The 12,695-nt window shown below is 71.7% G+C and carries 13 protein-coding genes and 1 pseudogene; 10 read left to right on the top strand and 4 right to left on the bottom strand.

Annotated elements, in window-relative coordinates; genetic code table 11:
* Positions 1-259 (bottom strand): annotated as a pseudogene (locus ABWK99_RS07385) (DUF3097 domain-containing protein); the annotation flags it as partial.
* 216 nt (positions 260-475) lie between these two features.
* Between ABWK99_RS07385 and hrcA the strand changes: the two are divergent.
* Genes hrcA through ABWK99_RS07370 form a run of 3 tightly spaced genes read left to right on the top strand, consistent with a single transcriptional unit; the run spans position 476 to position 3,426 of the window.
* The gene (gene hrcA, locus ABWK99_RS07380) at positions 476-1,495 is read left to right on the top strand and encodes a heat-inducible transcriptional repressor HrcA (RefSeq protein ID WP_372594056.1); all 1,020 of its coding nucleotides are present in this window, start codon (positions 476-478) and stop codon (positions 1,493-1,495) included.
* A gap of 39 nt (positions 1,496-1,534) precedes the next feature.
* Positions 1,535-2,671, top strand: a complete 1,137-nt coding sequence (dnaJ, locus tag ABWK99_RS07375; RefSeq protein ID WP_372594055.1) for a molecular chaperone DnaJ — start codon at positions 1,535-1,537, stop codon at positions 2,669-2,671.
* The gene (locus tag ABWK99_RS07370; RefSeq protein WP_372594054.1) at positions 2,668-3,426 is read left to right on the top strand and encodes a 16S rRNA (uracil(1498)-N(3))-methyltransferase; all 759 of its coding nucleotides are present in this window, start codon (positions 2,668-2,670) and stop codon (positions 3,424-3,426) included. Before dnaJ ends, ABWK99_RS07370 begins: the two co-directional genes overlap by 4 nt.
* Before the next feature lie 18 nt (positions 3,427-3,444).
* On the opposite strand, the gene ABWK99_RS07365 is transcribed toward ABWK99_RS07370, so the two are convergent.
* The 3 genes from ABWK99_RS07365 to ABWK99_RS07355 form a co-directional block, all read right to left on the bottom strand.
* A complete protein-coding gene (locus ABWK99_RS07365) occupies positions 3,445-3,996 on the bottom strand; it encodes a PadR family transcriptional regulator (RefSeq protein WP_372594053.1) in 552 nt (183 codons plus the stop codon).
* A gap of 99 nt (positions 3,997-4,095) precedes the next feature.
* Positions 4,096-5,448 (bottom strand): NAD(P)/FAD-dependent oxidoreductase, encoded by a 1,353-nt coding sequence (locus ABWK99_RS07360; protein ID WP_372594052.1) that lies wholly within the window; start codon positions 5,446-5,448, stop codon positions 4,096-4,098.
* Positions 5,449-5,750: 302 nt separating this feature from the next.
* Positions 5,751-6,299 carry a Gmad2 immunoglobulin-like domain-containing protein gene (locus tag ABWK99_RS07355; protein ID WP_372594051.1) on the bottom strand — a complete coding sequence of 183 codons (549 nt, stop codon included), beginning with the start codon at positions 6,297-6,299 and terminating at the stop codon, positions 5,751-5,753.
* A gap of 80 nt (positions 6,300-6,379) precedes the next feature.
* Here ABWK99_RS07355 and ABWK99_RS07350 point away from each other — a divergent pair, with 80 nt between their 5' ends.
* From ABWK99_RS07350 to ABWK99_RS07320, 7 genes are all read left to right on the top strand, one after another.
* On the top strand, positions 6,380-6,739 hold the full coding sequence (locus ABWK99_RS07350; RefSeq protein ID WP_372594050.1) for a histidine triad nucleotide-binding protein: 360 nt from the start codon (positions 6,380-6,382) through the stop codon (positions 6,737-6,739).
* Between the two features lie 117 nt (positions 6,740-6,856).
* On the top strand, positions 6,857-7,870 hold the full coding sequence (locus ABWK99_RS07345) for a PhoH family protein (protein WP_372594049.1): 1,014 nt from the start codon (positions 6,857-6,859) through the stop codon (positions 7,868-7,870).
* On the top strand, positions 7,867-8,319 hold the full coding sequence (gene ybeY, locus ABWK99_RS07340; RefSeq protein ID WP_372594048.1) for an rRNA maturation RNase YbeY: 453 nt from the start codon (positions 7,867-7,869) through the stop codon (positions 8,317-8,319). The genes ABWK99_RS07345 and ybeY overlap by 4 nt, the downstream gene beginning before the upstream one ends.
* Complete coding sequence (locus ABWK99_RS07335; RefSeq protein WP_372594047.1) at positions 8,316-9,629, top strand: hemolysin family protein; 1,314 nt, start codon at positions 8,316-8,318, stop codon at positions 9,627-9,629. Before ybeY ends, ABWK99_RS07335 begins: the two co-directional genes overlap by 4 nt.
* A complete protein-coding gene (gene era / locus ABWK99_RS07330; RefSeq protein WP_372594046.1) occupies positions 9,626-10,552 on the top strand; it encodes a GTPase Era in 927 nt (308 codons plus the stop codon). The genes ABWK99_RS07335 and era overlap by 4 nt, the downstream gene beginning before the upstream one ends.
* A 73-nt stretch (positions 10,553-10,625) precedes the next feature.
* On the top strand, positions 10,626-12,122 hold the full coding sequence (locus ABWK99_RS07325; RefSeq protein ID WP_372594045.1) for an alpha/beta hydrolase family protein: 1,497 nt from the start codon (positions 10,626-10,628) through the stop codon (positions 12,120-12,122).
* A 112-nt stretch (positions 12,123-12,234) separates the two neighbouring features.
* Positions 12,235-12,695: hypothetical protein (locus ABWK99_RS07320; protein WP_372594044.1), on the top strand; the 461-nt coding region annotated here is incomplete at its 3' end.

Below are 12,695 nucleotides of genomic sequence, written 5' to 3'. Positions count from 1 at the left end.
GCGGCCCGGCAGGCGCCGTGAGCTCGACGGGCTCGCCGTCCACCCAGAAGCCGGGCCCGAGCGGGAAGGTGCGCGTGCGTCCCTTGCGGTCCTCGAGCACGACGACGTGCATCCCGCCGGACCGCTCGACACGGACGACGGCGCCCACCCAGCCGGTGCCCACCTCCTCCACGACGAGCCCCTGCGCGGCGGGGGTCGGCGTCGACCGGGGGGTGCGGCCGGTCCCGGTGCGCAGCACGTCGCGTCCGTAGCGATCCATCGGTCCTCCTCGTGGTCCGGGAGATGGTCGCAGTCCTCGCTCCACCGCGCCCGCAGCCACGCCGTCGGCCCGTGGCGCCGCCCCGCAGGCCGCCGGAGGCGGCGGGAGGTGGTGGGCAGCGCGGGCTGCCGGACGGCGCGCGTCGTACGATTAGCACTCGCCGGGGGTGAGTGCCACCCCGACGGAGCGAGGTGCCACGGCCGGGAAGGGGATCCGATGAGCGACGACCGTCGTCTCGACGTGCTGCGCGCGATCGTCGAGGACTACGTGCTCACGCACGAGCCGGTGGGTTCGCGGGTGCTGGTCGAGCGGCATGCCCTCGGCGTCTCGCCCGCGACGATCCGCAACGACATGGCGGCGCTCGAGGAGGCCGGGTACATCGCCCAGCCGCACACCTCCGCCGGGCGCATCCCCACCGACAAGGGCTACCGGCTCTTCGTCGACCGCCTGTCCGCCGTGAAGCCGCTGTCCGCCCCGGAGCGCAAGGCGATCTCCGTCTTCCTCGAGGAGGCAGTCGACCTCGACGACGTCGTGGACCGGGCGGTGCGGCTGCTCGCCCAGCTCACCCAGCAGGTCGCCGTCGTGCAGTACCCCTCCCTGCGGCGCTCGGCCCTGCGGCACGTGGAGCTCGTCCCGGTCGCCGACGACCGCCTGCTGGTGGTCATCATCACCGAGACGGGCCGGGTCGAGCAGCGGATCGTCGAGGTCGAGGGGATGGATGCCGAGCGCGTCGTCCCCGAGCTGCGGGCGCGGCTGAACGTGCACGCGGCCGGCCGGCGCCTCATCGACCTCGCCGCCCCGCTCGAGGAGATGACGGCTGCCTTCGCCCCGCAGGACCAGCCCCTGGTCCGCCAGGTCGTGCACGTCGTCGAGGACACGCTCGCCGAGTCCACGGAGGAACGGCTCGTGATGGCGGGCACCGCCAACCTCGCCCGGACGGGGACGGACTTCCCCGGGACGATCCGGCCCGTGCTGGAGGCGCTCGAGGAGAACGTCGTCCTGCTGCGGCTGCTCACCGAGATGGCGGAGGACTCCGCTGGGGTCGCCGTGCGGATCGGCCGGGAGAACCAGCATGTCGGTCTCACGGAGACCTCCATCGTCGCCGCGGGGTACGGTGCTGACGGCGAACCGCTCGCGCGGATCGGCGCGCTCGGCCCCACCCGCATGGACTACGCGGGCACGATGGCCTCCGTCCGTGCCGTCGCCCGCTACCTCTCGCGCATCCTCGCCGGATGACGCCATGACCTTCCACACAGACCGCCGAGAGAGAGACCTGTGAGCACCGACTACTACGCCGTCCTGGGCATCGAGCGGGACGCGAGCCCCGAGCAGATCAAGAAGGCGTACCGCAAGCTCGCCCGTGAGCTGCACCCTGACGTCGCCACCACCGAGGGCTCGGAGGACCGTTTCAAGGACGTGTCCCGCGCCTACGAGGTGCTGTCGAACCCCGAGAAGCGCGAGATGTACGACCGCGGGGTCGACCCGTCGGCCCCTGGCGGCGGTCAGGGCGGCTTCGGCGCCGGATTCGGGTTCCAGGACATCTTCGAGACCTTCTTCGGTGCGGCCCAGGGAGCGTCGGCCCAGCGCGGGCCCGTCCCGCGGGCGCGTCGGGGTCAGGACGCGCTGCTCCGGCTCGAGGTCACCCTCGCCGAGGCTGCCTTCGGCGTGCACCGCGAGGTCCAGGTCGACACCGCCGTCCTGTGCTCGACCTGCGAGGGCAGCTGCTGCCGTCCCGGCACCTCCCCGCGCACCTGTGACGTCTGCGGTGGCCGCGGAGTGGTCCAGCGCGTCGCCCGGTCCTTCCTCGGCCAGGTCATGACCTCGAGCCCGTGCGCGGCGTGCCACGGCTTCGGCACCGTCATCCCGGACCCCTGCCCCGAGTGCTCCGGTGAGGGCCGCGTGCGCAGCCGACGCACGCTCTCGGTCGACGTCCCGGCCGGTGTGGAGACCGGGACGCGCATCCGGATGACCGGTCAGGGCGAGGTCGGTCCCGCCGGAGGGCCCTCCGGTGACGTCTACCTCGAGATCCGTGAGAAGGCGCATGACCTCTTCGTGCGTCGCGGGGACGACCTGCACTGCACGCTCCCGGTGCCCATGACGGCGGCTGCGCTGGGCACCACCGTGGAGCTCGAGACGCTCGACGGCCCTCGGGCCGTCGACCTGCGTCCTGGGACCCAGCCCGGCGAGGTCGTCGTGGAGCGCGGGCTCGGCATCGGTCACCTCAACGGCGCAGGACGGGGTGACCTGCACATCCACGTCGAGGTGCAGGTGCCCACGGGGCTGGACGAGGAGCAGACGGACCTGTTGCGCCGCCTGGCGACACTGCGTGACGAGGAACGGCCCGAGTCGAGGCTCGCACCTGCCCATCCGGGGGTGTTCGCCAAGCTCCGCGACAAGCTCTCCGGCCGGTGACAGCACCCGTCTTCCTCGCGGACCCCGGGACGCTCGGCGCTCTCGACGTCGGAGGTCGGTACGTGCTCCGCGGGGAGGAGGCCCGGCACGCGGGTGTCGTGCAACGTCGGCGCACGGGGGAGCGGGTCGACGTCGTCGACGGCTCAGGAGTGCGGCTGGAGTGCGTCATCGCCGCGGTGGAGCCCGGGAGCCTCGAGCTCGACGTGCTGAGCCGCCGTGACGAGCCGGAGGAGTCCCTGCGGCTGGTCCTGGTCCAGGCCCTGGCCAAGGGGGACCGTGACGAGCTCGCGATCGAGGCGGCGACCGAGGTGGGGGTCGACGCGGTGGTGCCGTGGCAGGCACGACGCTCGATCGTGGTCTGGCGCGGGGATCGCGCTGCGCGGTCGCGCGCCCGCTGGCTCGCCACCGTGCGGACCGCCACGAAGCAGGCCAGACGCGCCCGGGTCCCGGTCGTCGACGAGGCCGTCGGTCTCGACGGACTCGTCCGTCGGATCCGGAGCACCGTCGAGGCAGGCGGGGCCGCGCTCCTGCTGCACGAGGAAGCCGAGGCGTCCCTCGCGTCGGTCGCGCTCCCCTCGGACGGCGAGATCCTCGTCGTGGTGGGACCGGAGGGCGGGATCGACGAGACCGAGGTGGCTGCCATGACCGAGGCGGGCGCCCGGCCGGTCCGGCTCGGACCGCACGTCCTGCGCACCTCGACCGCAGGCCCCGTAGCCCTGGCCCTGCTCGCCAGCCGCACCGGTCGCTGGTCCTGAGCACCGGTCAGGCGCGCTCTACTGCTCGTCGAGCTGGGACTCCATCCAGGCGATCTTCCGGTCGAGGTCATCCCGGAGGAAGCGGTACTCCGCCTCCCACAGCTTCAGGAGCCGCTCCCGAGTGCTGCCGTCGAGATGGAGGAAGGCCCGTTCGGCGTCGAGCTGGTGGGCGTCGATCCGCACTCGCTCGGCCCGGAAGTGCTCGAGCTGCGTCGCGATGTAGGCCGAGGCCTGCCGTTCGCCGACGAGCGCGACGAAGGTCAGGTGCAGGAGGAACTGGTTGAAGGCCGACAGCGACGGGGGCAGGTCCTCGCTGGTCTCCAGAACGGAGCGCAAGCGCTCCCGTCCGTCCGTGGTGGTCGTGTACCGCTTGCGGTCCCGGCCGCCCGCAGGGTCGTCGCTGACCGTGAGCGCGCCCTGCTCGGTCAGCTCGCGCAGCGCGGGATAGATCTGGCCCAGCGACGCGCCGAAGAAGTACCCGGTCGACTCGGAGATGATCGCCTTGAGCTCGTAGCCGGTGGCGCCCGGGTGGAGCTCGACCAGCCCGAGCAGGACGTCCTTCAGCTTCACCGCGCGCTCCCTGCCCTCAGCGATCGGAGGCGACCCTAGCGCACCGTCGCGCCGTGCCGGGGTGGCCGCCCGTCGGTCGCGGCGGCCACCCCGACCGGGTCAGCGATCGGCGACCGCCATCTGTGCGGCGCGCTTGCCCGTGGACAGGGCGCCCTCGGTGCACGCGATGAGGAAGAGGTACTCGCCCGCCAGGTAGAGACCGGGCACATCGCGCAGGTGGTGGTCGTTGAGGTCGTGGATCGCTGTGACCTGCTCGGGCGCCTCGAGGCTGATCGCCCGGTCGTAGCGGATCACGTCGGTGAACAGCGGTTCGTCGGGGAACTCGGGCAGGAAGCGCTGGATCTCCCTGATCACCAGGCGGCGGCGGGTCTCGTCATCGACGGCGCTCAAGGTGTCGTCGTGCCATCCGGCGGTGAACGCGTGGACGAGCCCGGTCCCTTCAGGACCCCGCGGGCTGGAGACACCCGAGTTCTCGTCGAAGATCGTGGTGATCAGCGAGTTGGCGCTCGCGGGGATCATCAGCGACAGGAAGTCGTCGGGCACGATGCGGCGGTTGAGCCCGAACACGTAGTTGTAGGTCGAGGAGTAGGTGCACGCGGAGAGCGGCGCCCGCATCGTCTCGGGGAGCTCCGGTACGAGGCGGATGGCGTCGGCGGCATCGGTCGCAAGGATCACCTGGGACGTCTCGATGAGTCCGTCGGCGGTCCGCACGCCCACGACCTTGCCGTCCTCGATGACGACCTCCTGCACGGGGGTGGACAGCCGGACCCGATCCCGCACCTGCTCGTACAGGGCATCGATGAACACCGCCAGGCCGCCGTCGACGGTGCACATGCCGCGCATCAGGGACATCAGGGCGATCGGGTGAGCGATGCTCACGTCGCGGGCGCGTCCGAGCACCATGGTCCCGAGGAACGGGTTGAGGATCCGGTCCGTCAGGCTCGCCCCGCCATTCTTGCGCCCGAACTCCTCGGTGCTCATCGACGCGATCTCCATCAGGCCGGAGAAGTCATGACCGCCCTTGGCACCGATGCGCGAGGAGTACGGCCGGATGGCCGCGGCGAACCGGAGGAGTTGCGGGTAGGTCGAGAACGGCAGCCCTCTGCCGAGGAAGAAGCCCAGCAGCTTGAACGGGTTCATCCCCTTGCCCAGCCGGACGAAGCGCCGGCGGCCACCCGACCAGAAGCCGTAGACCTGGGACTCGACCGTGTCCACCCGATCGCGCAGGCCCAGCTCCTCGAGGTACTCGAAGGTCGTCTCCCACTGCGGTTCGGTCATCGCTGCGCCGGTGGCCCAGGTGAAGCCGTGCGCTGACCGGTTGCCCACCCTGCCCCCGGCACGGTCGCTCCCCTCCAGCACGATGCACTCGACCCCTGCCTTGCCGAGCGTGTAGGCAGCCGACAGCCCCGCGCAGCCGGCTCCGATGACGACCACGGGCTTCTTCTCCACCACGATCTTGCCCCTTCCGGTGCATGACGAATCCGATGACGACACGGACCCGTCCGCGTCGACCTATCTGACCAGGTGTATCTGGTCAGATAGATGCTAGGGCGATGCGGTTCGTCGCACTCAGGACCAAAGGCACGGCGGAGCGTCGGGGCGGCGGAGCGTCGGGCGCATGCGGACGTCGACATGCAGGTCCTGGCGCGGTGGCCGAGGCATCAGCGCTCTCGGGAGAGGCAGGCGTGGCCTCTCGACCGCCGGGAATGCGGGCAGGCGGACCTGTGTCCGACACCTGCACCGGGCAGGCGCGCTCAGCTCACGGTGAAGGTGACCTCTGCGAGGTTGACGGCGGGTGCGGAGGCGTCGCCCTCACCCATGCCGGGCTCCCACACCTGGACGGTGTAGTCGCCGGGGTCGAGCGTGAGGTCGATGGCGAACGGGCCGATCTCCCCGTTCGCACCGGCCTGGGTGTACCCCTCGGCAACGGTCTCGCCCTCCGCGTCCTGCACGGAGTACAGCAAAGTCGCCTCGAAGGCCGTCCCGGTGCCGCTGACCGTGACGGCAGGGCCGGCGACGGTCGCGCCCTGGGCGGGCGCCTCGATCGTCGTCGTCCCGGAGTCGGTGCTCGGCTCCTCCTCGGGGGTGGCCTCGGCGCTCGGCTCGGCCGACGCGGTGGGCTCCTCGGAGACCGCTGCCGTCGAGGTCTCGTCCGGTGCGTCAGCGGGTTCCGTCGTCCCCGTCTGGCAGCCCGCGAGGGTCAAGGTCGCGGCAGCCGCGAGTGCGACGAGCGCTGCGCGTGCACGGTGCCCTCCGGCGATCCCGCGTCCCGTCGAACCGCTCCGGATCAGGTGCAGCGCCATCGTGTCTCCTCGCTCGGGTCCTGCGGCCATCCTGGCAGTCGGCACGAGCCGAGACGTGCCGACACGGCTAGCCTGGCGGAATGTCGAGCACACCGTTGGCCAGTCAGGACTGCCTCTTCTGCCGCATCGTCGCGGGTGAGGTGCCCGCCGAGGTCGTCGCGAGCACGGAGCAGGCGGTCGCATTCCGGGACATCTCCCCGCAAGCCCCCCTGCACGTCCTCGTCGTCCCTCGTGACCACCATGCGGACGTCGCCCAGCTCGCCGCTGCGGACCCCGATCTCCTCGCTCAGGTGGTCCGCCTGGCGCACGAGATCGCCGAGGACCGGGCGGACGGGAACTTCCGTCTGATCTTCAACACCGGCGCCCATGCCGGTCAGTCCGTGTTCCACGTGCACGCCCATGTGCTCGGCGGGACCGACCTGGGCTGGTCCCCGGCCTGAGCGGAGTGAGCGGGGCCGCGCGCGCGGGCCGAGCCGAGGACGCGTCGGTAGGATGGACCCCGCGCCCCACGAAGGAGAACCAGGCCGGCCGGCCGAGCTCATGACAGAGACCCGCCCATGACCCACCCCACCGCCGCTGCGGCCGTGCCCCCCGAGGGGGTCGTCGAGCACCGGGTCGTGGTCCCCGCCCACCTGCCCGCGGTCGCGCTGCTCGGTCCCGGCGACGAGGTCCTGCGTGCCATCGAGGAGGGCTTCACCGGAGTCCGGATCCACGCCCGCGGAGACGTCATCACCGTCCAGGGCCCGCCCTCGGCCGTCTCCGTGGTCAGTCGCCTCCTCGACGAGCTCCTCGAGGTGGCTGCGAGCGGGACCGTGCTCGACTCGGACGTGGTCCGACGCTCGGTCGCCATGCTGGCGTCGGCCACCGGGAGCGGCGCAGACCGTCCGGCGGAGGTGCTGACCCACAACATCCTCTCGAGCCGTGGACGCACGATCCGGCCGAAGACCGTCGGGCAGAAGGCCTACGTCGACGCGATCGACCGGAACACGATCACCTTCGGGATCGGTCCGGCAGGAACGGGGAAGACCTACCTCGCGATGGCCAAGGCCGTGCAGGCGCTCCAGGCCAAGCAGGTCAACCGGATCGTGCTGACCCGCCCTGCCGTCGAGGCGGGCGAGCGGCTCGGATTCCTTCCCGGGACGCTGAGCGAGAAGATCGACCCGTACCTGCGGCCGCTGTACGACGCGCTGCACGACATGGTCGACCCCGACTCCATCCCTCGGCTCATCGACTCGGGGACCATCGAGGTCGCTCCGCTCGCCTACATGCGCGGCCGGACCCTGAACGACGCCTTCATCATCCTGGACGAGGCGCAGAACACCTCTGCCGACCAGATGAAGATGTTCCTCACCCGGCTCGGCTTCGGTTCCCGGATGGTGGTGACGGGCGACGTCACGCAGGTGGACCTCCCGGGGGCGACGGTGTCGGGCCTGCGGGTCGTCGAGGGGATCCTCGGCGAGGTGGACGACGTCGCCTTCTGCCCGCTCGGCTCGGCGGACGTCGTCCGGCACCGACTGGTCAGCGACATCATCGACGCGTACGCGCACTGGGACGTCAAGGGGCAGTCATGAGCATCGAGGTCAACAACGAGAGCGGCGTGCGGGTGGACGAGGCGGAGTTCGCCGCCCTCGCCCGGCACGTCCTGGACGCGATGCGGGTGCATCCCCAGACGGACCTGTCGATCCTGCTGGTCGACGAGGACGTCATGACCGACCTGCACGTGCGCTGGATGGACGAGCCGGGCCCGACGGACGTCCTGTCCTTCCCGATGGACGAGCTGCGTCCGGGGGGCGACGGCGAGCCGACTCCCGCGGGTCTTCTGGGTGACGTGGTGCTGTGCCCGACGGTCGCGGCACGTCAGGCCAAGGAGGCGGGTCACTCCACCAGCGAGGAGCTCCTGCTCCTGACCACGCACGGGATCCTGCACCTCCTGGGTTTCGACCACGCCGAGCCGGAGGAGGAGAAGGAGATGTTCGGCCTTCAGCGCCAGCTCCTGCTGACCTTCCTCGCGGAGCGATGAGCGCCTCCCTGGCGTGGCTCGCCACCGGCACCGGCCTGGTGGTCCTGATCGCCGCGCTGCTCAGCGCGGGGGAGACAGGACTGCTCCGCCTGGGCCGGTCGGCACTCGCCGAGCTCGTGAGCGACACCCCGTCGGGCACGCGCATCGCGCGGCTCTCGAGGGACCCGCACGCGGCGGCGGCGGCCGCTGCTGCCGTCCGCATCGGCTGCGAGTCCTTCGCGACCGTCGCACTGACGCTCCTCGTCGCGGGACTCGGCGCCTCGCCGTGGCAGAGCCTGCTGATCGCCGGGGTGCTCGGTGCGGCCTTCGCCCTCCTCCTGGTCCGACACGTCCCGCGCTCGCTCGCCCGCAAGCACCCGGCCGGCATCGTCGTCCTGACCTCTGCCCTGCTGCGCGCCGCGCAGGTCGTGGCCGGCCCGGTACGTGTCGCCGGCAGGACCTCCGCCGACCAGCACGACCTGTCCGACGACGAGATCCGCGAGATGGTCGACCGGGTCAGCGAGTCGGACTCGATCGAGGACGAGGAGCGCGAGATGTTCCGCTCCGTGCTCGAGCTCGGCGACACGCTCACCCGGGCCGTGATGGTGCCTCGGACGGAGATGATCACGCTCCCGAGCAAGACCCCGATCCACAAGGCGATGTCGCTCTTCCTGAGGTCCGGGTACTCCCGGGTGCCGGTGGTGGGCGAGTCGGTCGACGACGTGCTCGGGATGCTCTACCTCAAGGACGTCGTCCGGCATCAGCACCGCAGCCCCGACTCGGGGACCGAGGTCGTCGACGGACTGACCAGGCCGCCGGTCTTCGTCCCGGAGTCCAAGCCGGTGGACGAGCTCCTTCGCGAGATGCAGCGCAGCGCCTCGCACGTGGCCATGGTCGTGGACGAGTACGGCGGGATCGCCGGTCTGGTGACGATCGAGGACGCGCTGGAGGAGATCGTCGGTGAGCTGACGGACGAGCACGACCGCTCGGGGCCGGAGGTCGAGGATCTCGGGGACGGCGCGTACCGGGTACCCTCGCGGCTACCGGTCGACGAGCTCGGCGAGCTCTTCGACCTCGATCTCGAGGACGACGACGTCGACACGGCGGGCGGGCTGCTGGCCAAGGCGCTCGGCAAGGTCCCGCTCATCGGCTCCCGCGCCGTGGTGGCCGGGCTCGAGCTCACGGCCGACCGGGTGGACGGCCGACGCAAGCAGCTCTCCGCGCTGCGGGTGCGGCTCGCGCCCGTCGCCGCAGGCAGCAGTGACGACACGGCAGGCACCACCACCCCGACGCACGGCCGGTCGACCGGCCAACAAGGAGCACACCGATGACCGCCCCCTTCCGATCCGGGTTCGTGTGCATCATCGGGCGCCCCAACGCCGGGAAGTCCACGCTCACGAACGCGCTCGTCGGCCAGAAGATCGCGATCACCTCCGGGCGGCCGCAGACGACCCGCCACGTGGTCCGCGGGATCCTGCACCGGCCGGAGGCGCAGATCGTCCTGGTGGACACCCCCGGTCTGCACCGTCCACGCACGCTGCTCGGCGAGCGGCTCAACGAGCTGGTGCGCGAGACCCTCGGCGAGGTCGACGTCATCGTGTTCTGCCTTCCGGCGGACCAGCGCGTCGGGCCGGGTGACCGGTTCATCGCCCAGCAGCTCAGCGACCTGGCACGGGGCCGCGCCGCGACGCCGGTCGTCGCGGTGGCGACCAAGGCGGACCTGGTGCCGAAGGGACGTCTCGCCGAGCACCTCATGGCGATCGCGGAGCTCGGGGACTGGGCCGACATCGTCCCGGTGAGCGCGGTGGACGGGTACCAGGTCGACACCCTCGTCGACGTGCTGGTGTCCCACCTGGAGCCGGGCCCTGCGCTGTACCCCGACGGCGAGCTCACCGACGAGCCCGAGTCGGTCATGGTCGCCGAGCTGGTGCGCGAGGCCGCCCTCGAGGGGGTGCGCGACGAACTGCCGCACTCGCTCGCCGTGGTCGTGGACGAGATCGTGCCGCGCGAGGGGAACGTCGGCCCCGACGGGACGCCCGGTCTGCTGGACGTACGGGTGAACCTCTTCGTCGAACGGGACTCGCAGAAGGCGATCATCATCGGCAAGGGCGGTGCTCGGCTGCGCGATGTCGGTGCGACCGCTCGTCGCGGGATCGAGGCCCTGCTGGGCACGCGCGTGTACCTCGACCTGCACGTGAAGGTCGCGAAGGACTGGCAGCGGGACCCCAAGCAGCTCTCGCGGCTCGGGTTCTGAGGCACGGCTCGGGCGGGCAGGGCAGCGGACCCTCGACCCGTGATCGGCGGACGACGGCGACTACAGTGGGCGGGTGCGTTACCGGATCGCCCTGACCAGCGCGATCGCCGTGGTCGTGCTGGGGATCCTCGGGGCCGTCTCCGGTCCGTCCTGGGACCCGGTACCCCTCACGAGGACGATCGAGGTCGCGACTCCGGACACGAGCGTCACATCGGTCCCCGACGCCGACCCGGTCGGCACCTATGAGGTCGTCACCTCCGTCGTCACCGTCGAGCTGAACGGTGCCACGGTCGAGGCCCAGATCTCCGAGCCCGTGGGAGCGACGGGGCTGCGCCCGGGGATCGTCTTCGTGCACGGCGCCGGGACGGGCAAGTACGAGGAGGCCTTCGTCACCCAGGCGCACGACCTCGCCTCCGCGGGAATCGTCACGATGGTGCCGGACAAGAGGCTGGACACCTACTCCACGCGGCATCGCGACTACGTGACGATGGCGAACGACTACCTGCGCTCCGTCGCGTTGCTGCGCGGGCTCCCCGGTGTGGATCCCGACCTCGTCGGGGTCTACGGAGAGAGCGAGGGCTGCTGGATCGTTCCGGTCATGGCGGCCGACAACGCCAACGTCGCGTTCACGATGCTGGTCGCCGCTCCCGTCGTGCCGCCGCGCCAGCAGGCCGCCTTCGCCTCGGACTCCTACCTGCGTGCCACGGGGGTGCCGGTCGAGATCCTGCGCGCCATCCCACGGACGGTCGGGATGCAGCTCCCCGGTGGGGGGATGGAGTACATCGACTTCGACGTCGAGCCCTTCCAGCAGCGGATGCGCCAGCCCGTCTTCGTCGCCTACGGCACGGGTGACGCCGCGATGCCGACCGTCCAGGGGGCCCTGCAGATCATCGACGACCTCACCACGGCCGGGAACGCCGGGTGGACGGTGCGGTACTACCTCGACGCCGACCACGGCATCCGGGTCGACGGGGTGCTCGACCCGGACTTCTCGCGGGACATGGCCGCCTGGGTGCAGTCGCTCCCGCTCTCGGCGGGTGCCGAGCCGACCGTGGCAGGCGCGGAGCCGTACCAGCGGTTCGTCGCGAGCCCCGTCGACAGGCCGCGCTGGTTCGCCGAGGGCGACCAGCTGGTCGCCCTGCTCGTCACCATCGGGCTCGCCCTCCTCGTCGGCCCCGTGGTGTGGGGCACCCGTCGCCTCATGGGGCGACGGACACGACTGCTCGCGCCCGGGGTCCGGCTACCGCTGACCGTGATGACAACGACGGGGCTCGCCTCCTTCGTGGGCTTCGTGGTGTACCTCCTGGTGGTCGCGAACCTCGCGCAGCACTACCGGACGAACGCCCTGGTGGTCCAGGGCGGCTGGCTCACCGTGCGGATGCTCGGGGTGGTGAGCGTCGTCGCCGGAGTCGTCCTGACCTTCCGGATCCTCGACGGACGGCGACGGCGCGGCGTGCGCGCGTCCCGCAGTCGCGCGGGAGCCGCCGTGCTGGCCGGGAACGTGACCGGGAGCGTGCTGCTGCTCTCGCTGCTGAGCTACTGGAACGTCTTCCCGCTCCTGCTCCTCTGAGGCGCCCGGTCGGGTGGTCCGCGCATTTCCCACCCCGTCGCGTGGACCGAAGCACTACGGTTCTTGTGACAGCTGGTCTCAGCCACCGCCGGTCGACGAGGAGAGAAACGCCATGACCGAGCCGACCCAGTTCACGGCCCAGCAGGCAGGCGACCCGGCGACGCCGGCCCAGACGCTCGCCGACATCGCGGCGCTGCGCCCCGATCTGCGCCCCGTCATCGCGACGAACCCCTCCGCCTACCCGGGCCTTGTCGAGTGGCTCGCCTCCCTCGGTGAGCCGGCCGTGGACGCGGCGCTCGCCGAGCGGGCCGCACGGGAGCAGGCGGCGGCGCAGCCCACCGCGGACTGGGGCCCGCCTGCCGGGACGCCGGCACCCGGCCAGCAGCCGGGGCAGCAGCAGCCGTGGCAGGGCCAGCCCGGTCAGCCGGCGCCGCAGCAGCCGTGGCAGGGCCAGCCGGCCCAGCAGCAGCCCTGGCAGGGCCAGCCCGGTCAGCCCGCACCCCAGCAGGCGTGGCAGGGCCAGCCCGGCCAGCCGGGCCAGCCCGGTCAGCCCTACGGGTACCAGCCCGCCGG

This window comes from Actinotalea sp. (assembly GCF_041597215.1).
Classification (GTDB): Bacteria; Actinomycetota; Actinomycetes; order Actinomycetales; family Cellulomonadaceae; genus Actinotalea.
Note: the sequence above shows the minus strand (reverse complement) of the source record. Positions and strands in the feature narration are given on the sequence as shown.

Excerpts from the sequence above, each read along its gene's own strand:
- hrcA (WP_372594056.1), top strand. The coding sequence starts at position 476 with ATGAGCGACGACCGTCGTCTCGACGTGCTGCGCGCGATCGTCGAGGAC.
- ABWK99_RS07355 (WP_372594051.1), bottom strand. The coding sequence starts at position 6,299 with ATGGCGCTGCACCTGATCCGGAGCGGTTCGACGGGACGCGGGATCGCC.
- ABWK99_RS07350 (WP_372594050.1), top strand. The coding sequence starts at position 6,380 with ATGTCGAGCACACCGTTGGCCAGTCAGGACTGCCTCTTCTGCCGCATC.
- ABWK99_RS07345 (WP_372594049.1), top strand. The coding sequence starts at position 6,857 with ATGACCCACCCCACCGCCGCTGCGGCCGTGCCCCCCGAGGGGGTCGTC.
- ybeY (WP_372594048.1), top strand. The coding sequence starts at position 7,867 with ATGAGCATCGAGGTCAACAACGAGAGCGGCGTGCGGGTGGACGAGGCG.
- ABWK99_RS07335 (WP_372594047.1), top strand. The coding sequence starts at position 8,316 with ATGAGCGCCTCCCTGGCGTGGCTCGCCACCGGCACCGGCCTGGTGGTC.
- era (WP_372594046.1), top strand. The coding sequence starts at position 9,626 with ATGACCGCCCCCTTCCGATCCGGGTTCGTGTGCATCATCGGGCGCCCC.